Below are 21121 nucleotides of genomic sequence, written 5' to 3'. Positions count from 1 at the left end.
GGCGGGGCCCGGCCCTCGTACGGCAGGGGCACCGGATGCGGCGAGCGGGCCGCGTCCGGTGCCCCTGCCGTACGACCCCTGCCGTACGAGCGGAGGCGATTCTTCCGCCACCGCCGCGGCAAGCCCTGGCAAAGGCGGGGCCATCGGCTTGTCAGTGCAATGTCACATTACTAGTGTACGGGCGCTCACTCGGCTCAACTGACGCATCATCAACTTCCGTCAGGAGAAGCGATGTACGCCATACGTCATGTGCGCAGAGGGCTGCTCGCCGCCGCCCTCGCCGCCTGTCTCGCGTTACCCGTCGCACAGGCGACGGCCGCCCCCACGACTCCCGACCGGCCGCCGACGGCCGCGGGCGGCCCGGCCCGGGGCAATCCGCACGACGAGGTCGACCGGCTGGCCGCGCCGCCCGCGAAGGGGCGGCAGGAGCCCGTGCCCGGCGGCGGTCTCGTCCGGCCGGGCCGGATACCCGGCGCCGCCGACCCCGGCGGCAAGCCCGTCCGCAGACCCACCGGCCGGGCACTCAAGGACTCCACTCCCTGCACCCTCGACGGGATCACCGGCCTCGACCCGGAACGGTTCACGGACTTCCTCACCGACCCCGCCGTCACGGCGGACGGCTGTCTGCGCGGGCTGATCTGGACCTGGGACGCCCGCCTCGCCCCGGTGATGTCCCACGCCCACATCCAGGCCGTCGCCCGCCGCGTCACGGCCCTCGCCCCGCGGCACGACGGCACCGACGGGGCCCACCTGTACGAGCTGTTCACCTACCTGCACGCCGTGTCCTACCAGGCCTTCTCGCACCCGGAGGTCGATCTCGGGGATGCCCCCACCCTCGACGCCGTGCGCCGCGCCGTCGACGCGTTCGGCGGCAGCGCCCACGCCTTCGACCCCACCCGGCAGAACGCCGACACCCTGCGCGAGGCGCTCACCGCCGCGAGCGCGAGCGGCCTCCGCCAGTACCAACTCCCCCTGGTCCAGCGGGTGCTGGCCACCATGGGACCCGGCACCGCCACCGCGACCGACCCGGGCTGGGGCGGCGCCGCCCTCGCCGCGCTCACCGTCAACTACCTCGGCGTCTACCCCGGCAACAAGGACACCGCCTTCCAGCAGGCGGCGGCCGCCGACCCCGGATACCGCGCCGCCTTCCGCGCCTTCTCCGGCCACACCCACCTCAAGGGCACGGCCAACGCGTGGGTGGTCCGCGACGCACTCGGCGAGTACGGCCGCTTCGGCCAGATCTCCAATCTGAACAAGGAGATCGTCTCCGATCTCGGCACGCTGCTCCCCCTGACGGAGAGCAACTTCGGTAAATTCAGCGCCCCTTGGGCGAGCGTCGTCTCCTGGCTCAACACCTACGGCGACTGCGAGCGCCTCCACGTCTGCAAGCAGCAGATCGAGAACGACCTGTTCCCGCAGACGTACACCTACGACAACGGCGCCATCCAGGTCCGCACCGCGCTCGACCGCGCCACCGTCGACCAGCTCTACTACGCGAGCAAGCAGGTCAAGGACCAGTTCTTCCGGGTGCTCGGCACCGACGCCCCGCTGCCCGGCGACCCCAACGCCACGCTCCACATCCACCTCTACGCCTCGCGCGCCGACTACGAGGTCTTCCACCCGCTGCTCACCGGCATGGGCACCAACAACGGCGGCGTCTACATCGAGCAGGGCGCGACCTTCTACACCTACCAGCGGCGCGTCCCGCAGGACTCCTCGCTCACCCTTGAGGAGCTCTTCCGGCACGAGTACACCCACTACCTCAACGGCCGCTGGGCCGTCCCCGGCATGTTCGGCGAGCCGCGCTGGTACACGGGCGACCTGACCACCGCCATGGACGAGGGCACCGCCGAGTTCTTCGCGGGCTCCACCCGCGACGAGGGCATCAAGGTCCGCAAGTCCCTGGTCAAGAGCGTGATCGCGGACACGGCGGGCGGCGGCCCGCGGATGTCCGTCGACCGGCTGCTGCACTCCACGTACGACGGCGACGGCTTCCGCTTCTACGCCTACGCCGGCACGTACTTCGAGTACCTCTGGCAGCGGCACCCGTCGCTGCTCCGCGAGATGTACGGCTACCAGCGCGCCGACGACCCCAAGGGCTTCGACGCCTGGCGCACCCGGATGGGCGCGGACGCCGCCCAGCAGCGGGAGTACGACGCCTTCCTCGACGAACAGATCGCCCAGGTCGACACGTTGTACGTGCCGGACACGCACTTCACTCCCGTGGGGTCGCTGGCGTTCACCCGGCCCGCCGAGGTGAAGTCGGCCTTCGCCCGCGCCACATGGATCACCCCCGAGTGCGCGGGCAACGGCGACACGGCGGGACTGCCGCGCTTCGTGTGCACGGGGCGGGTCACGGCCAACCTGTCGGCGTCCGGTGACCCGGACAAGGTCTTCCGCGACATGTCCGGCACGGTCGACTACTTCGTCCTCAGCAGGGCCGGGGGCGCGGCGAACAACCTCGCCGACATGAACTGCTACTTCGGCGCGGTGGACGTCTGGTCCGACGGCCGGGCCGGCACGGCACCCTTCACCTGTGAAGGGCCGCTGCGCGGCTGACCGTCCCGTGGTTCGGGCCCTGCCCCGGTGGTCCGGTTGCGCCCACCGGGGCAGACCCCGGTTTCGCCGTCACGCCTGACAGAACCTGACAGAAACTCAGTTCAAGTCAACCATGCGGCACGGCGCGTTCCCCTCACGAGCAACGCCCTTCCCCTCCCGGGTTCCTGGCCGACACCATCCCCGCTTTCCCGTCGCAGGGGTCACTCCGTTCCCGAGCCGCAGCGGTCGGACAACGCCGCATAATCGACGTCGGCATGCCAACGGCAAGGAAGCACCCTTTCCCAGGGCCCGCCGAGGTGGTTTCATCCCCATGAAACGTCACCGCGCGCTATCCACGGGAATGGGCGGCTTGATGGTGAATGGATCGACTTCGTGAGCGATGCCGCGGAACGAGCCGGCCAAGCGGCCACGACAACGGCAACGGCAACGGCAACGGCAACGGGCAACCAGACACAGGAAATCCCGCTTCCCGTCCCAGGGGCCAAACCCACGGGGATCATCGTCGGCACCGACGGCAATGTCTGGTTCGGGCTGGAGAATCTGTCGGCCACCCCGGCGCCCACCCAGTGCAGCATCGCCAGACTCAACCCCCGCACCAATGGAATCTCCACCTTCGCCTACCCCGATCCCAAAGGGACGCAGAGCCTGTTGCAGACGGAGGACGGGCAGGTCTGGGTAGCGGGACTGTCCGGCGTCGTGTACCGGTTCGATCCCCGCAGCGCGAGCTTCCTGCCGATCCCCATGCCGGACGGAGGGGCTCTCACCGGACTGGCCCTCGGCCCGGACGGCTCCGTGTGGTGCGCGGCCAACGGGACCGGACTGCTGCACCGGATCGACCGGACCGGTCTCGCCGTGCGCTCGTGGCTCGTGCCGGGCGGGGGCAAGCCGCAAGCCCTGGCGATCGGCTCCGACGGCGCCTTGTGGTACACGCTGTCGTCGGCCAACCGCATCGGCCGGCTGGCTCCGGGCGCGGGCGGATTCCAGTCCTGGGACCTGCCCTTCGCGGGCAACGCCGCCCGGATCGCGTCCGGCCCTTCCGGACTGTGGGTGTCCGCGGGCAACTGGATCGGTGACGTCGACCCCGGCAGCGCGGGCGTCATCCGGATCAGCCTGGCTTCCGGCAGCGCGCCCGTCGGAATCACCGTCGGCGACGACGGCGCGCTGTGGTACTGCGCGTCCGGCACCAACCGCGTCGGCCGGATCGACGCCGGGTCCCGGCAGCCCTCGGAATGGACTCTCCCGACCGCCGGCAGCAGCCCCTACGACATCGCCACCCGCTCCGACGGCGAAGTGTGGTGCAGTGCCGCCAATTCCAAGTCCATTGTGCGCCTGGCCACCGGCAACACCCCCAGCAGGAATTCCCCGCAGAAACCATAGGAAAGAAGCGTTCGCGGGGACGAAGCCAAGGAGTTGAACGTGATTCAACCCGTGCGTGAATTCCCTCTGCCCCGGCCGGTCGACATCGCCGGACTGGGTGTGGCCGCCGACGGAAAACTGTGGTGCCTGGAGAAGCACGGCCGATTCCTGGTCGGCGTGAGTCCGACAGCCGCCACCTGGACCGACCTCCCCCTGCCCTACGGAGAACAGGAAAGCGGCGGCCTGGCCGTGACGCGTGACGGTCACGCCTGCGTCACATGCCCGCCCGAACCGCACGTGACCAGCATGAGCCTCACCAGCGGGACGGAAACGACGTGGTCCCTGGACCGCCGGTTCGTCCCGGGGCATGTCGCGGTCGACGAGTCGGGCGGCATCATCTGGATGATCGACAGGGCCGGTGCACAACTGCTCCGGCTGGACACGGCGTCCGGGAAGACCCACCCGCTGCCCTTGCCGGCCGGTGCCCCTGCCAAGCATCTCGTCACCACCCCCGGCGGCACTCTCTGGTTCACCACCGCGGGCACCCGCCCCGCGTTGTGCCGCCTGGGTGCCGGTGACTTCGGACCCGTCGTCTGGGACTATCCACCGGGAGAGCAGCCGGACGGGCTGGCCATCGGCCCGCAAGGGACGATCTGGGTAGCGCTGGCAGGATCGCGCAGGATCGAACGACGGTCTCCTGTAGGCGAGTTGGAGAAAATGTACAGGACGGGTCCGGCCGCCTCCCGTCTCGCGGTGACGGACGGCCTCGTGTGGTTCAGTACGGCCGACGGCAGTGCCGGGGTCCTGGTGCTCGCCACCGGACAGAGCCACGTGTGGCCCATGCCGACACCGGGCTCGCACGCCACCGACGTGGCCGTCACCAAGGACGGCGCCGCCTGGTTCGCCACCGTCGGCAAGGGCCTGCTGGCCCGCCTGCCGGCCCCGGGAGAACCGGCCGTGCACCGGGCGCAGGCCGGAGGCGGCCAACTGTCCGGACCTGGCGGGACGTTCGGGACAGCGCTGACCGTCGCGGTGCTGGACAGCGGGGAGACACCCCTCGCCGGCCGCGAGGTGGTGTTCGACATCGACACCGCCGCGTCGGCCGCGTTCCCCGGTGGCTCGCACATCGCCGTCGTCACCACGGGCGCCGACGGCGTCGCCACCGCACCCAGGATCACGGCAGGGGCGCGCGGCGGCTGGTTCCATGTGCGCACCCGGTCGGCGGACCTCGCCGTACCGGCGGACTTCCTGCTCGCGGTCGGGCCTGTGACGGCCACCGCCGAGATCCGGTCCGGGGACGGGCAGGTCCGGCCGCCCGGCGCCGTATTCGACCCGCTGGTGGTACGGCTCGTGGCCAACGGCCCGGCCCCCGAGGGCGTTCCGGTCACCTTCAGCGTGACGTCCGGGGATGTCACGTTCCCGGACGGGTCCAGGACCGCCCAGGTCACCACGGCCGGCGACGGCACCGCCACGTCACCGCAGCCGCGCGCGGGCATCCCCGGCACCGCCACCGTGACCGTCACCGCGTGGGGCACCGAAGCCACCGCCTCCTTCACCTTGCGTGCGCGCTGAGCGAGTTCGGCGAAGTCCGGTGCGCTTCGGCAGCGCCCCGAAGGGGCGCGGGGAACTGCGCGACCAGCCACGACACACCCGCAGATGACCTACCGGACTTCCAGCGAAGCGCTTGGCACCGACCCGAGTGCAGGTCCTCTCCTTCCCACCCGACACCGCACGAAGGGACAAACAGATGACCACAGACGCCGCCCAGAGCCCGGAAAGTCCAGACCGCCCCGAACCGACACCGGCCCCGGCCCCGGCCCCGTTCGAGGGCGAGACAAGCGTCATCGTCCCGGAGCGGCAGCGCGTCAGGAGCGAGCTGGCACCCGGTGCTGTCGCCACGTTCGGGGCGAGTTTCTCCGCGCCCTCGCGGACCGGCGAGATCACCCGGTTCAACCTCGGCGCCGGCCGCGCTCCTCACGGCGTCGCGGCCGGTCCCGACGGGCGGGTGTGGGTGACCAGTCAGCGGGTCGGATACCTGACGGCCTTGAACGCCGGGTCCGGAGCCGAGACGAAGTACAACCGGGGCAATCCGCCGCTGACCAACGCCGTCGTCGCCGCCCCGGGGCCCAACCAGGCCATGTGGTACTCGTGGTGGGTCCCGCAGGTCCATCAGGACCCCATCGGCTCGCTCGACATCCGCCTCGGCACCTACACCAACCACATCCTGTACGACCGCGGGCAGCCGGAGTCGATGGTGGTGGCCAGGAACGGCCGCCTGTACTTCACCGAGCCCGTCAACCGGTGGATCGGCATGATCAACCCCGCCGATCCCGGCGAGGTGGGCGAGTGGCGGGTCCCCGACAACGGCCAGCCCTGGGGAATCACCGAGGCGCCCGACGGAATGCTCTGGTTCACGGACCGTCAGAACGGCACCGTCCGAAGCTTCGACCCCGAAAAGGGGAACTTCGTCAACAGCGTCCGGTTCCCGGTAGGAGGAACGCTCTCCTACTGCACGGCCTCCGCCGACGGACGGGTATGGGCGGCCGACAACACCGCCTTCGTCCGGTACGTCAACACCGGAAACCTCTCGACGGGCTCCGTCCCCCTGCAACCCGGCACACGGGCCCAGGACGTGGCCATCGGCCCGGACAACAACGTCTGGGTCACCGTGCAGGGGGTCAACCAGATCGCCTGCGTCAACGTGCGCTCGCTCCAGGCCGAGACCTACGCCGTGTCCTGGGGAGCCCCGTACCACATCACCAAGGGGCCGGGGAACGCCGTGTGGTTCACGACCCCGGCCACCGACTCCGTGGCCCGCCTGACCGTGGCCCCCGCCGAGACCAAGCGGCTGGAGGTCGTCTCCGGCGACGGCCAGAGCACCATGGCGGGAACCGCCTTCGCCCAGCCCCTGAGGGTCCGTGCTCTCAGTGGCCCTCATGAGGGCGAGGACGGCGTGTCGATCAGCTTCGAGATCAAGCGCGGGTCCGCCTTCTTCGCCGCCACCGGGAACCAGTTCCTCCAGGTCACCACGTCCGGGGGCGGCTACGCCACCGCCGCCGTCAGCGCCCGCGCGACGCCCGGCCCGGTCGAGATCACCGCGACCGCCTTCGGGGTGGCGGAACCCGCACGCTTCACCCTCACCGTCAGGGCGGCGCCCGCGCACATCACCCTCGTCGGAGGCAACAACCAATCGGCGCCCGCGGACAGCCCGTTCGCCACACCGCTCTCGGTCGAACTCCTGGACAGCGAATGGCGACCCGTGGAGGGCGCGGCGGTGACCTTCACCGTCCAGCCCGGAAGCGCCACCGGCCACTTCAACGGCCAGGGCTCGGCGACGGTCAACAGCAACGCCAGTGGCATCGCCACGTCGCCCCCGCTCCACGCGGGCCCGGCACAAGGCACGTTCCGGGTCGACGCCTCCACGCCCTCGGTCGCCAAGCACATCACGTTCGACGAGACGGTCGGCAGCGCCGTGTCCCAGTTCTCGGTGTCGCCCGGAGGACCGCCGGATGTGACGCTGAGGCGCTCCGGCAATGTCGGTTACCCAGGTGTGCGCCTGCTCTCCCAGACGGAGGGCCGGGTTCCGCCGCAGAAGGTGACTGTGACCCTCCCCGCGCAGAAGGGCCTGCAGTTCGTCGCCGAGGGCAATCCCGGATACCAGCTGACCGTGATGGACGAGCAGGGAGGCTTCCACTCCCGCAGTGACGGGGCCCTCTCGCCGGACGGGCAGAACCTCACCTTCGAGAACGTCGACCTCTTCCTGCCCCGCAAAGGCTCGGCCTCCGCCGTATGGGTCGCGGCGAAGGCCTCCCCGGGCTCCCCCGTCGGGGCCACGAGCCTGACGTTCGACGTGGGTCAGCGCACGTCGCCTTCCACACCCGTCCACGTCGTGACCGGGTGACCTTGCGGCCTTCAGTCCGAGGGGGCCTGGGACGTAGCCCCGGGCCCCCTCTTCTCGTCCTTCTCGCCCTTCACATGCGAAGGGCCGCTGCGCGGCATGGCCGGAGTTTGCCTAGGAAGACCCGACTGCAGGTGCCACGCTGGGGCTCGGCCGACGAGAGAGGTTACCCGTAGTGGGTGGATCACTGGTGGTGGCGGGCTCCGGCATCAAGGGCATCGCGCATCTGACGCAGGAGGCCGCCGGTTGGATCGAGCGGGCCGACCATGTCGTCTACTGCGTGTCCGATCCCGTGACGGACGTCTGGATCCGTGAACACGGCAAGTCGTCCGACGACCTGTACAGGCTCTACGGGAACGACAAACCGCGCATCCGGACCTACCGCGAGATGGCCGACGCGATGGCCGAGCCGGTGCGGCGCGGCATGGACGTGTGCGGTGTCTTCTACGGGCACCCGGGCGTGTTCGTGAACCCCGGGCACGCCGCGATCCGCACCCTTCGGAAAGAGGGGTATCCGGCGATGATGCTGCCCGGCATCTCCTCCCTGGACTGTCTCTTCGCCGACCTCGGCGTGGACCCGTCCAGGCCGGGCTGCCAGGAGCTGGAAGCCACCGACATGCTGCTGCGCGACCGCCCGCTCCTGACGGACTCCCATGTCGTGCTGTGGCAGGCAGGCTGTGTCGGCGATCTCGGGTTCAACTTCGCCGGTTTCACCAACAAGCATCTGGGGGTGCTGGTCGAGTACCTCGACCGGTTCTATCCGCCGGATCATCAGGTGACGCACTATCAGGCATCTCAGTACCCGGTCTGTGCGCCCTTCATCCACACCCTCCCGTTGCGCGAGCTGGGGGCGGAGCCCCTGACGGGCATCTCCACCCTCTATTTCCCACCGGTCGGCCCACGGCCGGTCAACCAGGAGACGGCCGAACGGCTGGGGCTGGCCGGCCGGCTCCCGGGCGCCGCCTCCCCGGAGCCCGCGGCCGGTGACGGACGTCCCCCGGGCCCGAGCGGGCGGGGAGCGATCGACCGGTACGTACCGACCCGCTGCCCCAGCCCGCTCGCCGACTACCTGACCGGCCTGGCGGCCGACCCGGTCCGCCTCGCGGAGCACATGCGCGACCCCGAGACCGCCGCCGCCCAGCAGACCGCGTTGAGCGACGACGAACGCTCCGCCCTCCTCAGCCGGAACGGCGGAGCGATCCGCAGAGCCATGAAGGACACCACGGCTTGAGCATGGCCACGAGGAGGAAGAGCAAGTGACCACACATGAGATGACTGAGCATCAGGAAGCCGTACATACAACCGACTTGCGGTACGCCGTCATGGACGTCACCCGGTCGGCGATCTCGGACCCGTCCGTCCTGTCGCCCGAAGGCAGTGTCGTCGAGGTCGCGGAGGTCGAGGTCGTCGAAGAAGGCTTGACGACCGAGTAAGCCGGGCGCTTCCGCGGCGACGGGCACTCAGACGCCGGTCACCCCGTAACCGGGGTGCGCACGCGCGTAGTGCCTCCTCTCCGTGGTGACGTGCGCGGCGAGCGCCACGGCGTCGCCCCGACGCGCCGCGGCTTCCTTCACCCGGCGAAGGAGGCCGCACACGCCGCACGGATCACCGCTCTCGTCGGACGGCATGGCGGGCGGACCGCCCGTGTGCGGCAGCGGGATCACGCACCGTCCCCCGGCTCGACGAGCGCCAGCCCGAGGATCCCCCGGCAGGTACGGGCGAGTTCCTGGGCGTACACGGCCCGGACGGCGGCGTCGGCGTCGGGCGCCGGCGCGGTGGCGAGCTTCGTCCGCACCGCGCCGAGGATCAGGCCCACGAGCTTGTCCTGCCCGTGGCTCGCCCAGTCCTTCGCCTCCACGACGGGCACGAGCCGTTCGAGGTGCGCGGTCAGAGCGGCAATGAGGTCGTCCACGACATCGGCCAACGGCAGGCGGTCCAGGGCGCCGCGGATCACGGCGTCGACCGCGGCGCGGTCGAGCGCGTCGGCAGCGGGGACGAGCGAGTGCGCGCGGGCGAGCCGGTGTTGGAGGGACGGACGCTCCAGCGGCGACAGCGGGGACACGGCCGTACCTGGATAAAAGGGCATGAGTCAGCTCCGTGGGAACAGGGGTGCGACGACTCACCGTGCGAGGTGAAATCGGCGGTCCGCCGCGATACATGGACACGCCCGCTTCAGGGCATCGGCACAGGGGAAACGGCTGCCGACGGCCCCTGAGGAAGGGCGTTGTCGAGGGATTCCAGTATTTCGGCAGCTCAAGCCCGATGGCCAGCCATGTGCTATTCAGGTCTGGGCGCTGGCATTCAAGGCCCGACCGATGTGGAGGCGATCGTCAACTATGAGTGTGTCCAGCAGGGTTGAACCTGCCGGATCGGCGAATGAACTGCTCGGGCGTCGACTCAGGCGGCTGCGCGAGCGGCACGGGCTGACACAGCAGGCGCTTGGGCTGAAGGTCCCGATCTCGCAAGGACGGATCGCCCAGTTCGAGAACGGCAAGGAGCTGCCCACCGGGGACGTGGTCCGGCGCCTGGACGAGGCACTCGAAGCCGACGGAGAACTCGCCGATATCTGGGGCCTGGCAGGAAAGCTGCTGTATCCGGCTCTGGCCGAGACCTACCGAGAGGCGGAGGAGAAGGCCACCCGCATTTACCACTTCGCCAATGTCATCCCGGGCATCGCACAGACCGAGAACTACGCACGCGCCATCTTCACAGAGGGGAACAACCTCTTCGGCGGGATCGATGTCGAACAGCGAGTGAAGCAACGAATCGCTCGACAGTCAGTACTCGACGGGCCGAACCCGCCATGGTTGTGGAGCATTCTGGATGAGATCGCCCTGCACCGTGTCATCGGCGGCCACGCAGTCATGAGGGCTCAGTTGCTGCACCTGCTGGACCTGGGTACACGCCCCCGCATCACGTTCCAGGTGCTTCCAGCCCGGCAGCCCATCCCAGGAGGGCTCACTTCAACCATCCTCTCTCTCCTGAATCTGCCTGATGGGCGCCAACTCTCCTATCAGGAAAGTGGCTTGAACAGCTCCTTCGCCAAGGATCGCGAAGAGGTCGCTCTCTACGCCACCTTCTACGATCATGCGCAGTCCAGGGCGTTGTCCCCCGACGACTCGATCGAATTCATCCGCGCCTTCATCGAGGAGCACTACCGTGACGACCCACAGCCCTGACCTGGTCGCCGTGACCTGGCGCAAGTCCACCTACAGCGGATCAACTGTCGAGTGCGTCGAGATATCCGACGACATACCCGGCACCGTCCCCGTCCGCGACAGCAAAGCCCCACACGGCCCCAAGCTGACGTTCTCCACCCCGTCCTGGTCCGCCTTCGTCACGAGCGTCAAGGAAGGGGGTCAACCCTGATCCCCTCAGTCGAGACAGAACTCGTTGCCCTCGACGTCCTGCATCACGATGCAGGACTCATTGAAGCCATCGGCACGCAGTAGTTGCTCGCGTACCGCGCCGAGTGCGATCAGTCGTGCGCACTCGGCCTCAAGCGCGGCGAGGCGCTCTTCACCCACGAGCCCGGTACCGGCCCGTACATCAAGATGCACCCGATTCTTGACGACCTTGCCTTCGGGAACGCGCTGGAAGAACAGTCGCGGGCCCACGCCCGAGGGATCAATGCATGCGAACGCCGAGCCCTGACGCTCAGGCAGCAGCGAGCGATCGAAATCGCCCCACGTAGCAAACCCCTCCGGCGGCGGCGGTACGACGTACCCCAACACCTCGCACCAAAAGCGGGCGACGCGCTCGGGTTCTGCGCAGTCGAAGGTGACTTGGAACTGTTTGATCGATGCCATCGGCCCACCATAGTGGCGCGCGCTGTTGGCTGAAACCCCGGGGATCACCCGAGGGCCTGCGTGTGGTTGTCGCCGCTCGGTCGCCAGTGGCCGTCCGGCGACTGAAGGGGCAACTGGCGCTGCGCCTGCGCCTGCGCCTTGATCTCCCAGTAGGACTCGTGGGAGGTCACGCGATATGCCTCCTCCCACGAGGCCAACGCCGCAGTGACGGCCGCGCCCGCTGTGCCCCGGCGACGAACGCGGAACGCCAGCCACACGAAACCGGCGAGGACCGCGGCGAAGCCGCCGAAGATCCCCAGAATCGGCAGGAGATCGCTCATGGTTCCAAGATTATGCGCGTCTCATCTATCCTAAAAAGACGCAAAGACGTCATGAATTGCGGGAACGGAGCGCCTCGAATGCCTGGGCCGGATGTCACGGTGATCATCGCCGCGTACAACGCCATGCCGTACGTGACCCGCAGCGTCACTTCCGTCCTCGGCCAGTCGCTGGGTGCGGACCGGATCGAACTGATCGTGGTCGACGACGGCTCGACGGACGGTACGGCGGACGAACTGGACCGCCTCGCGGAGAACGCTCCGCGGATGCGCGTGATCCGCCAGCCGAATTCCGGCGGGCCCGCGGGGCCGCGCAATCTCGGGCTCGACCGTGCCACCGGGCGCTACGTCTACTTCCTCGACGCGGACGATCACATCGGCCCCGAGGCGCTGGAGCGCATGATCGCGGCGGCGGACGCGAACGGCTCCGACGTCGTCCTCGGGCGGATCGTGGGCGAGGGCGGGCGCCGCGCGCCCCAGTCGATGTTCCGGCGGAACCAGCCCAAAACGGATGTCTTCGCGTCGAGGGTCTACTGGACGCTCAACCCCATGAAGCTGTTCCGCCGCGAGCTGATCGACCGGCTCCGGCTCCGTTTCGACACCGGGCTGTCGATAGGTGAGGACCAGCCTTTCGTCGCGACCGCCTACCTCGAAGCCGCCGCGATATCCGTCGTCGCCGACTACGACTGCCTCTACTGGGTCGCGCGGGAGGACGGCAACAACATCACCGCGCGGGAGCACGGCGCGCGGATGCGAATAGACCTCTTCCGGACCATGGCCGGGCTCGTCGCCGAGCGTGTGGAGGCGGGCCCCGACCGCGACACGCTGATGCACCGGCACTTCGCCGTCGAACTGCGCGATGCCGTACTCGAATTGAGCCGTGAACCGCAGCGCGACGTCCAGGAAAAACTGCTGCACGAGCTGGCCGACCTGGTCGCGCTGCACTGGAGCGAGGGCCTGGCCGCCCGGCTGCCCGCCGTGGTCCGCCTGCGGTGCCACCTCGTCCGGCACCGCCACCTCGACGAACTCCTCACTCTCGCGCACTGGGAGCTCGACCGGGGCTCCGCCAGCTACGGCATCACCACTCTCGCCCCCACGGCCGCCAAGGACCCGGACGTCCAGGTCGAGGGCGGTCGCGCCTACGCCCTGTACCCGTACTTCCGCGACTCCACGCTGGGCATCCCCGACGACTGCTACGACATCACGGCCGAGCTGCGCGCCCGTCACCGCGTCGATTCCGCCGAGATCAATGCCACCGGCCTGCGGCTCACGGGCCACGCCCACATCGACCGCATATCCACGCGCGGTGTCAGCAGCGAGCTGATCCTCCGCAAGCGCGGCACGGACACGGAGCGCCGTCTCCCCGTCCAGGGCCACGGCGAGGACAGCGGCACGGCGGGGTACGACGTGACGGTCGACCTCGCGCCGCTGACGGCCGGCTTCTGGGACATCTCGCTCGCCGTGGACGCCGAGGGCATCGCGAAGGAGATCCGTCTCGGCAGCAGCCGCGCGGAATCCGTGACGACGGCGACGACCACGCTCGTCACGGCCACGGGGACGGCGGTGGCCCTCTTCACCACGAAGCCCTACGGCAATCTCACACTGGACGTGGGCGAGACCCGGCACCGCGTACTGCCGCACCTGCGCGTCACCGGCGCGGCATGGTCGCCCGACGTGCCCGCCACTCTTGTGGTGAAGGGCCGCTGCACACTGGCGAGTTGGCCCCAGGGCTCGCTGACGGTACGGGCCGAGGGGCCCGAGGGCGCGGAACGGACGGTCCCGGTCGAACCCCGGTCCACGGACGGCGCCTTCACCGTACAGATGCCGTGCACGACACCCGGGGAGTGGAAACTCTCCCTCCGCCTCGCCCAGGACGGCAAGGAGTGGTCCGTCCCCGTACCGCCCCAGCCGTCACTGAAACCCGTCCGCTGGCAGCGGCTCGGCATGCCGTGGTACGCGAAGCCGCTACCGAGCCAGGACGCGCTCACCCTGCGGGTCGGGCGCGTGGATCTGCTGAAGGCGGTACGAGGGCGGCTGAAGCGGCGCTAGAGACTTGTCTCCGGCCGTGTGGCGGACGCGGCCGCAACGGCCGAAGCCAGCGGGTCGCGGGCCGGGCGGCCAAGAAGATCCGCGAGGTCGGGAGTGGTGCCGTCCAGGAAGCCATGCCGGATGCCCGTGGCGATCGAAGCGAGCATGGGCGGCTGGAACGGCAGGAGCCCCGGCGTCTCGTCGAGGAGCCTGCGCCGGTACTCGCCCAGGCCGATGGTGCGGTGCGGGACGCCGAGTCCGTCAGCCACCTGCCCTGCCGTGATCGGCGTGCCGACGAAGTCATAGACGCGCCCGCCGTGCCGCGCCGGATCCGCCGCGATGATCGCCGCGGCGTCGGCGAGATCCTCCCGCGCGACCGCCGCCAGGGCACCGTCCCCGAAGGTGGACTCCACACCATCGCCGGCCCATATCAGCAGGCCGCCGAAGAGCTCGGCGTACAGGCCGTTGCGCAGGATCGTCCACGGCAGGCCGCTCGCCCGCACAAGGCGCTCGGTGGCACGGTGCGCGAGCGCGAAGCCGAGATGGTCGCCGGCCGTGGTCAGGCTCGTGTACACGACGTGGCGCACGCCGTCACGGACGGCGGCGTCCAGGACCGCCTTGTGCCGGCCGACGACCTGGTCGTCCTCGGCGTAACCGGCGGAAACCAGCACCAAGGTCGACACCCCGGTGAGATCGAGGCTCGCGTGATCGTCGAAGTCGAGGTACCGCATCCCCTCGCCCGGCGTGCGGCTGCCGCCCGTGGCGGTGGCGCCGCCGGCACGTAGCGCCGCGAGGGTGGCCGCGCCGAGGTTCCCGTTTGCTCCCGTCACCAAGATCATGTCAATCGCAGTCTTCCGTCGTGGTTCTCATCAGTAACTACGCTTGATCCTCGACCGCACGCCCACCGGCCACAAGAAGGCACTTTGATGTCAGCCACGCACACCGGGGTAACCACCCCCGCCGACCTCGACCCCTGCGGCCGCGAAGACCACCCCGACTGCGGAATCCGCGACGTCCTGGACCGCATCGGCGACAAATGGTCGGTGCTCGTGATCGTCGAGCTCGCGGGCGGTCCCCGCCGGTTCCGCGAACTGCAGCGCGCCATCGACGGCATCTCCCAGCGCATGCTCACCCTCACCGTCCGCAGACTCGAACGCGACGGCCTCGTACTGCGCACCGTGTACCCGACCGTCCCGGCCCAGGTCGACTACCGCCTCACCGAGACCGGAACCGGCCTGACCCACCTGGTCAAGGCACTCGCCGACTGGTCACTCATGCACCGAGGCGTCATCACCGAAGCCCGGCACGCATACGACCGGACGCACCCCGACCATGACATCCGCTGACGAGAACAGCCAGCGGGCGGGTGGGCGGGCGGAGCCATGGGTCAGTCCTGAAGGTCCTCGCCGTAGGTGAACTCCAGGTCCGCCGCCAGGGCCTGGGCGAGCTGGAGGATCTGCGGCGGGTCGATGACGACACGACGGAGGCTGCTCACCCCGCGCACGGCCGAGAGGTCGTTGCCGCGCAGATCGCATCCCGCGTACCGGCCGCCCTCGAACTCGGTCCCTTCCATCCCGCACGCGTCGAAAGCCGCGGTGCCGAGGTCGGATGCGGCGAATGCGGTCTCGCGCAGCGAGCACTCCGAGAAGATCACCGGACCGGCGGCGCGGACCCCGGTCAACGTCGTGCAGTCGAGCCTGCACTTGTCGAACAACACATTGTCGAACGTGACGTCTTCGAAGACACCGCCCATGAGCTTGCAGTCCGAGAAGACGACGCGGGACAGCTTGCCCCCGCTCCAGCGGAGTGAGGTCAGCTCGCACCCGGAGAACTCCACGGAGTCCACGCGCAGGTCTTCAAGCCGGGTGCGCTGTGACCGCAGGCGCAGGACACGGCCGTCCATCAGCCGGCCGTCGGCGATGTCCAGCTCACGCAGATCGGCGTCGGCGTAGGTGAACTCCGCCACCCGGCCGCGCCCGCTCTCCAACGAGGTGACGGTGGACAGGTACAGGCCGGGCTCGTCCAGGACCGGGAGCGTGACGCTGGTGCGGCGGATGGTGCGCGTGTTCATGGTTGCCTTCCAAACGAGCCTTGAGCCTGTGCCATCGAAGTTCGGTCAGCAGAGCGCGGGCTCTCCGACCAGGCACCATGGACCCATGGAAGCTGATTCGCCGACCGTGACCGTACGTCTGTGGCACGCCGATGCCGTCGTGTTGTTCGACTGGCTCATGAGCACGGATCTCGATTCGGTGCCGGTCACCCACCCCGCGCAGAAGCAAGCGCTGGCCGACCTGCTGTCCCGGTTGGAGTGGGGCACCGACACCGACCTGACCAGCTCGACGAGCGAGGAGATCGCCGCCGCGCAGAAGGAAGTCGCCCGGGACATGGGCTGGTAGGAGCTCCCACGGTGACCGGGCCTACGAGCGTGTGAACCACCGCTGGTCGGGGTGGTAATGGCAGTCCCACAGGACCAGCGGGGTGCCGTTGGCGGTGCTGCCGTTGTCCGCCAGCCCGACGCACTTGTTCTGGCCCGCCGCGGACGCGAGGGCGAAGGTGCCGTCGCCCAGATCCTGCATCCGCCACCACTGATCGGGGTGGAGGTGGCAGTCCCACAGAACGAGGCGCGTTCCGTTCCTGTCGCTGCCGTTGTCCGCCAGCCCTATGCATTTGCCGTACGGATAGCCGGAGGCGTTGCTGCGGAGGGAGACGCCGTCGCCGCCTTTGTACCACCACTGATCGAAGTTGAGGTGGCAGTCCCACAGGACAAGGATCGTCCCGTTTGCGGTGCTGCCGTTGTTCGCCAGGCCCACGCACTTGTTCCCGTTCGGGTCGGCCGCGTTCCGCAGGTTGAAGAGGGGGCCGGCCTGTCTCGCCGTCGACGGCGCGGCCGTGGCCGTTGTCCCGGTCAGGGCGAGTGCGGCGCTCGCGACCAGCGCGCTCATGAGTCCCAGTCGACGGCGGTTCAAGCGAACGTTCATCTGGAGTCCCTCCCCATGGCCGCCCCTCGGGCGTCGCTCAAGGGTGGCCGCCGCACTCGGCTCCGTACACCCCTGGAACCGGACAGGTCCGAGCGCGACCGGGGGTCAGGCCTTCTTCGCCGTTAACGTCCGGTTCCCGAGCGGGGCCGGCGTCCCGGCGGGCGCGGCACGCGCGTACCGCTTCGCCAGCACCGCGCACACCATCAGCTGCATCTGATGGAAGAGCATCAACGGCAGCACCGCCAGGCTCGCCTGCGCGCCGAACAGCACGCCCGCCATCGGCAGCCCGCTGGCCAGGCTCTTCTTCGAGCCGCAGAAGACGATCGCGATCCGGTCCTCCCGGCTGAAGCCGAGCCGCCGCGAGCCGTACGTCGTGAGCGCGAGCATCACCGCCAGCAGCACCGCCTCCACCCCGAGCAGCGCCAGCAGCCGCAGCGGCGTCACCTGGTGCCAGATGCCGCGGATCACGCCCTCGCTGAACGCCGCGTAGACGACGAGGAGGATCGAGCCCCGGTCGACATAGCCGAGCACCCTCTTGTGGCGGGTGAGGAAGCCGCTCACCCAGCGGCGCAGCAGCTGGCCCGCGACGAAGGGGAGCAGGAGCTGGGTGACGATCCCGACGAGGGAGTGCGCGGAGAAGCCGCCGCTGCCGCCCAGCAGCAGGGCCGCCAGCAGCGGGGTGAGGACGATGCCCACGATGCTGGAGAAGGAGCCCGCGCAGACCGCCGCCGCCACGTTGCCGCGCGCGATGGAGGTGAAGGCGATGGACGACTGGATCGTCGACGGCACCAGGCACAGGAACAGCAGCCCGTCGTACAGCCGCGGCGTCAGGACGTACGGGACGAGCCCGCGCGCGGCCAGCCCCAGCAGCGGGAAGAGGACGAACGTGCAGCCGAGGACCGTCAGGTGCAGCCGCCAGTGGCGCAGGCCGTCCATCGCCTCGCGGGTGGAGAGCCGCGCCCCGTAGAGGAAGAACAGCAGGGTGACCGCGCCCGTGGCGGCGCCGTCCGCGACCGGCGCGGCGGCTCCGCGGGCGGGCAGCAGGGCGGCGGCGAGGACGGTGCCGAGAAGGGCGGCTATGTAGGGGTCGACCGGGAGCCGGGAGAGGAAGGCGGGGCGTTGCATGTCCTCACCCTGCCGTCACCTCTGGCCATCGGGAACCCCGTTCACCGTACTGACTGTTATCACGATCAGCGATAACCTGGTCCTGTGTTCGATCCCGTGCAACTGCGCACCTTCCTCGCCGTCGCGCAGACGCTGAGCTTCACGCAGGCCGCCCACCGGCTGGGGCTGCGGCAGTCGACCGTGAGCCAGCAGGTGCGCAGGCTGGAGGCGGCGGCCGGGCGGCAGTTGTTCAGCCGGGACACCCACGGCGTGGAGCTGACCGAGGACGGCGCGGCGATGCTCGGCTTCGCGCGGACGATCCTGGACGCGAACGAGCGGGCCGCGAGCTGGTTCGCGGGCACCCGGCTGCGCGGCAGGCTGCGCTTCGGGGCGTCGGAGGACTTCGTCCTGACCCGGCTGCCGGAGATCCTGGAGGGGTTCCGGCGCGACCACCCCGAGGTGGATCTGGAGCTCACCGTCGACCTGTCCGGGACGCTGCACCAGCAGCTCGCGGCCGGGCGCTTCGACCTGGTGCTGGTCAAGCGGAACCCGGACGAGCCGCACGGGCGGCTCGTCTGGCGCGACCGGCTGGTGTGGATCGGCAGCGAGCGGCTGCGCCTGGAGCCCGACCGGCCGCTGCCGCTGGTCGTCTTCCCGCCGCCCGCGGTGACCCGGGCCCGCGCCCTGGAGGTGCTGGAGCGGCACGGCCGCGCGTGGCGGGTCACGTGCACCAGCGGCAGCCTCAACGGCCTGGTGGCGGCGGCCCGCGCCGGGCTCGGGGTGATGGCCCACACCCGCGGCATGATCCCGCCGGGCCTGGTGCGGGTGCCCGCCCGCGCCGGACTGCCGGAGCTGGGGGGCATCGACGTGGTGCTGATGTACGGCGCCGCGCCGCACGGCCCCGCGGAGGCCCTCGCCGAGGCGGTCCTGGCGGCGGGCGACCGGCTGCACGGGCCGGGGGCGGGCTGAACCGTCCGCCTGTTTTGTGGACCTTCTTGCGGACGAAACCGCCGGGCCCTGCGGGGATTCCGTGCCGGGTGGGCACAACGCGGGGTACAAGGGGTTCGCGGAGCTCCCGGACCGGGTACGGTCACCGCGCTGTGCGGAGCGTCACAAGGAGCAAGCAGGAGCTGGCCAGTTGCGCGAGTTCACCGTCCCATCGCTGGTGACGTCGCCCCACGCCGGAGGGCTGGCGGACGTCGTGTTCGAGCATGCGGCCGACGACCCGGACCGGGTCGCGCTCGCCCGTAAGGGACCGGACGGGCGGTGGCGCGACGTGACCGCCGCCGCCTTCCGGGACGAGGTGCTCGCGCTGGCCAAGGGCCTCCTCGCGGAGGGTGTCCGGTTCGGCGACCGGGTCGCCGTCATGTCGCGCACGCGCTACGAGTGGACGCTCTTCGACTTCGCCCTGTGGTCGGTCGGCGCGCAGTCCGTACCGCTGTACCCGACCTCCTCGCCCGAGCAGGTCCGCTGGATCCTGCACGACGCGGGCGTCACCGCCTGCGTCGTCGAGCACGAGGACCACGCGATGACCGTCGGCTCCGTCGTCGACCGGCTGCCACGGCTGGCCCGGCTGTGGCAGTTGGACGCCGGGGCCGTCGAGACGCTGACCGAGGCGGGCCGGCGGATCGCGGACGAGGTCGTGCACCGGCACCGGATGGCACTGACCGCCTCGACCCCGGCGACCGTCATCTACACCTCGGGCACCACCGGCCGCCCCAAGGGCTGTGTGCTCACCCACGCCAACTTCATGGCGGAGGCCGACAACGTCGTCGAGCGGTACGGAAGCGTCTTCGGCTCCCGGCCGGGCGAGGCCGCGGCCACCCTGCTGTTCCTGCCGCTGGCCCATGTCTTCGGGCGGATGGTGCAGGTCGCCGCCGTACGGGGCCGGGTCACGCTGGGGCACCAGCCCGAGCTGACCACCGCCGCGCTCCTGCCCGACCTGCGGAGCTTCCGGCCGACGTTCGTGCTGGCGGTGCCCTACGTCTTCGAGAAGATCTTCGCGACGGCCCGGCGCGCCGCGGAGGCCGAGGGCCGGGGCGCCGCCTTCGACAAGGCCGTCGACGTCGCGGTGCGGTACGCGGAGGCGCTGGAGCGGCGGGCCTTCGGCACCGGGCCGGGGCCGGGCGCCGCGCTGCGCCTCCGGCACCAGGTCTTCGACCGGCTCGTCTACGCGCGGCTGCGGGAGGCGCTGGGCGGGCGGGTGCGGTACGCGATGTCGGGCGGCTCGGCGATGGACCGGGAGCTCGGGCTGTTCTTCGCGGGCGCGGGCGTCACCGTCATCGAGGGCTACGGGCTGACGGAGACCACCGGCGCGGCCACCGCCAACCCGCCCGAGCGGACCCGCTTCGGGACCGTGGGGCAGCCCGTGCCGGGCACCACCGTGCACATCGCCGACGACGGCGAGATCTGGCTGCGCGGCGGCCAGGTCTTCACCGGCTACCTCGGCGCCCCCAAGGAGACGGACGCGGTGCTGCGCGACGGCTGGTTCGCCACCGGGGACCTGGGCGGGCTGGACGGCGACGGCTATCTGACCATCACCGGGCGGAAGAAGGAGATCCTGGTGACCTCGGGCGGCAAGAGCGTGTCCCCGCTGCCGCTGGAGGAGCGCGTGCGGGCCCATCCGCTGGTCGCGCACTGCGTCGTCGTCGGCAACGACCGCCCGTACGTGGCCGCGCTGGTCACCCTGGACGCGGAGGCGGTGGCGCACTGGCTGCGGCTGCGCGGGAAGCCCGCGCGGGAGCCGGGCGAGCTGGTGCGCGACCCCGACCTGGAGGTGGAGATCCGGCGGGCCGTGGTGGCGGCCAACACCCAGGTCTCGCAGGCCGAGTCGATCCGCGCGTTCCGGATACTGGCCGCGCAGTTCACCGAGGAGCAGGGTCTGCTGACGCCGTCCCTGAAGCTCAGGCGGCGCGCCGTCGAGAAAGCGTACGCGCGCGAGATCGAGGCGCTGTACCGCGGGTGACCCCGGCCGGCGCATGCCCCCGGACCTCCGGGAATGCGATTGATCAGGTTCCGGTTGACGATGGGGAACGACGATGGAGAACACCGCGCCGCCGACGTAAGGATTCG

21 protein-coding genes are annotated in these 21121 nt (G+C 70.3%); 13 read left to right on the top strand and 8 right to left on the bottom strand.

The genetic code is table 11. The features are described 5' to 3' along the window. Positions 1-231: 231 nt before the first annotated feature. The 6 genes from ACWD4A_RS23920 (at position 232) to ACWD4A_RS23895 (ending at position 9246) form a co-directional block, all read left to right on the top strand. Positions 232-2559 (top strand): collagenase, encoded by a 2328-nt coding sequence (locus ACWD4A_RS23920; protein ID WP_451197062.1) that lies wholly within the window; start codon positions 232-234, stop codon positions 2557-2559. Positions 2560-2931: 372 nt separating this feature from the next. Then, positions 2932-3936, top strand: coding sequence for a Vgb family protein (locus tag ACWD4A_RS23915; protein WP_451197061.1), 1005 nt, complete (start codon positions 2932-2934; stop codon positions 3934-3936). Between the two features lie 51 nt (positions 3937-3987). Beyond that, positions 3988-5487: a hypothetical protein gene (locus tag ACWD4A_RS23910; protein ID WP_451197059.1), complete on the top strand. Its 1500-nt coding sequence runs from the start codon at positions 3988-3990 to the stop codon at positions 5485-5487. A 175-nt stretch (positions 5488-5662) separates the two neighbouring features. Continuing rightward, entirely contained in the window at positions 5663-7816 is a 2154-nt protein-coding gene (locus ACWD4A_RS23905; protein WP_451197058.1) for a virginiamycin B lyase family protein, read from the top strand. A gap of 172 nt (positions 7817-7988) precedes the next feature. Further along, the gene (locus ACWD4A_RS23900) at positions 7989-9044 is read left to right on the top strand and encodes an SAM-dependent methyltransferase (protein WP_451197057.1); all 1056 of its coding nucleotides are present in this window, start codon (positions 7989-7991) and stop codon (positions 9042-9044) included. Positions 9045-9084: 40 nt separating this feature from the next. Beyond that, positions 9085-9246, top strand: coding sequence for a hypothetical protein (locus tag ACWD4A_RS23895; protein ID WP_451197056.1), 162 nt, complete (start codon positions 9085-9087; stop codon positions 9244-9246). Positions 9247-9273: 27 nt separating this feature from the next. Here the strand turns inward: ACWD4A_RS23895 and ACWD4A_RS23890 are convergent, their stop codons facing one another. Both ACWD4A_RS23890 and ACWD4A_RS23885 read right to left on the bottom strand, forming a co-directional pair. Further along, positions 9274-9477, bottom strand: coding sequence for a hypothetical protein (locus ACWD4A_RS23890; protein WP_451197054.1), 204 nt, complete (start codon positions 9475-9477; stop codon positions 9274-9276). Then, a complete protein-coding gene (locus ACWD4A_RS23885; RefSeq protein ID WP_451197053.1) occupies positions 9474-9899 on the bottom strand; it encodes a DUF6415 family natural product biosynthesis protein in 426 nt (141 codons plus the stop codon). The genes ACWD4A_RS23890 and ACWD4A_RS23885 overlap by 4 nt, the downstream gene beginning before the upstream one ends. Before the next feature lie 250 nt (positions 9900-10149). Here ACWD4A_RS23885 and ACWD4A_RS23880 point away from each other — a divergent pair, with 250 nt between their 5' ends. Further along, a complete protein-coding gene (locus ACWD4A_RS23880) occupies positions 10150-10992 on the top strand; it encodes a helix-turn-helix domain-containing protein (protein WP_451197052.1) in 843 nt (280 codons plus the stop codon). After that, on the top strand, positions 10973-11182 hold the full coding sequence (locus ACWD4A_RS23875; protein ID WP_451197051.1) for a DUF397 domain-containing protein: 210 nt from the start codon (positions 10973-10975) through the stop codon (positions 11180-11182). The genes ACWD4A_RS23880 and ACWD4A_RS23875 overlap by 20 nt, the downstream gene beginning before the upstream one ends. Positions 11183-11187: 5 nt before the next feature. Here the strand turns inward: ACWD4A_RS23875 and ACWD4A_RS23870 are convergent, their stop codons facing one another. Both ACWD4A_RS23870 and ACWD4A_RS23865 read right to left on the bottom strand, forming a co-directional pair. Next, positions 11188-11622 carry a VOC family protein gene (locus tag ACWD4A_RS23870; protein ID WP_451197050.1) on the bottom strand — a complete coding sequence of 145 codons (435 nt, stop codon included), beginning with the start codon at positions 11620-11622 and terminating at the stop codon, positions 11188-11190. A 44-nt stretch (positions 11623-11666) separates the two neighbouring features. Further along, a complete protein-coding gene (locus ACWD4A_RS23865; protein ID WP_451197049.1) occupies positions 11667-11942 on the bottom strand; it encodes a hypothetical protein in 276 nt (91 codons plus the stop codon). Between the two features lie 78 nt (positions 11943-12020). Between ACWD4A_RS23865 and ACWD4A_RS23860 the strand changes: the two genes are divergently transcribed. After that, complete coding sequence (locus ACWD4A_RS23860) at positions 12021-13988, top strand: glycosyltransferase family 2 protein (RefSeq protein WP_451197047.1); 1968 nt, start codon at positions 12021-12023, stop codon at positions 13986-13988. Here the strand turns inward: ACWD4A_RS23860 and ACWD4A_RS23855 are convergent. Beyond that, positions 13985-14806 carry an NAD(P)H-binding protein gene (locus ACWD4A_RS23855; protein ID WP_451197046.1) on the bottom strand — a complete coding sequence of 274 codons (822 nt, stop codon included), beginning with the start codon at positions 14804-14806 and terminating at the stop codon, positions 13985-13987. The genes ACWD4A_RS23860 and ACWD4A_RS23855 overlap by 4 nt on opposite strands. An 87-nt stretch (positions 14807-14893) precedes the next feature. Between ACWD4A_RS23855 and ACWD4A_RS23850 the strand changes: the two genes are divergently transcribed. Continuing rightward, positions 14894-15313 carry a winged helix-turn-helix transcriptional regulator gene (locus ACWD4A_RS23850; protein ID WP_451197044.1) on the top strand — a complete coding sequence of 140 codons (420 nt, stop codon included), beginning with the start codon at positions 14894-14896 and terminating at the stop codon, positions 15311-15313. A gap of 41 nt (positions 15314-15354) precedes the next feature. Here ACWD4A_RS23850 and ACWD4A_RS23845 read toward each other — a convergent pair whose 3' ends face one another. Beyond that, complete coding sequence (locus ACWD4A_RS23845) at positions 15355-16038, bottom strand: pentapeptide repeat-containing protein (RefSeq protein WP_451197042.1); 684 nt, start codon at positions 16036-16038, stop codon at positions 15355-15357. An 85-nt stretch (positions 16039-16123) separates the two neighbouring features. Here ACWD4A_RS23845 and ACWD4A_RS23840 point away from each other — a divergent pair, with 85 nt between their 5' ends. Continuing rightward, a complete protein-coding gene (locus tag ACWD4A_RS23840; protein WP_451197041.1) occupies positions 16124-16363 on the top strand; it encodes a hypothetical protein in 240 nt (79 codons plus the stop codon). A gap of 21 nt (positions 16364-16384) precedes the next feature. Here ACWD4A_RS23840 and ACWD4A_RS23835 read toward each other — a convergent pair whose 3' ends face one another. Both ACWD4A_RS23835 and ACWD4A_RS23830 read right to left on the bottom strand, forming a co-directional pair. Beyond that, positions 16385-16909, bottom strand: coding sequence for an RICIN domain-containing protein (locus ACWD4A_RS23835; protein ID WP_451197040.1), 525 nt, complete (start codon positions 16907-16909; stop codon positions 16385-16387). A 141-nt stretch (positions 16910-17050) separates the two neighbouring features. After that, complete coding sequence (locus ACWD4A_RS23830; RefSeq protein ID WP_451197039.1) at positions 17051-18070, bottom strand: bile acid:sodium symporter family protein; 1020 nt, start codon at positions 18068-18070, stop codon at positions 17051-17053. Positions 18071-18154: 84 nt separating this feature from the next. Between ACWD4A_RS23830 and ACWD4A_RS23825 the strand changes: the two genes are divergently transcribed. Continuing rightward, positions 18155-19018: a LysR family transcriptional regulator gene (locus tag ACWD4A_RS23825; protein ID WP_451197038.1), complete on the top strand. Its 864-nt coding sequence runs from the start codon at positions 18155-18157 to the stop codon at positions 19016-19018. Between the two features lie 169 nt (positions 19019-19187). Further along, a complete protein-coding gene (locus ACWD4A_RS23820) occupies positions 19188-21014 on the top strand; it encodes an AMP-dependent synthetase/ligase (protein ID WP_451197036.1) in 1827 nt (608 codons plus the stop codon). Positions 21015-21121 lie beyond the last annotated feature (107 nt).

Source organism: Streptomyces sp. NPDC002537 (assembly GCF_053594975.1).
This window is presented reverse-complemented; position numbering and strand designations above follow the sequence as displayed.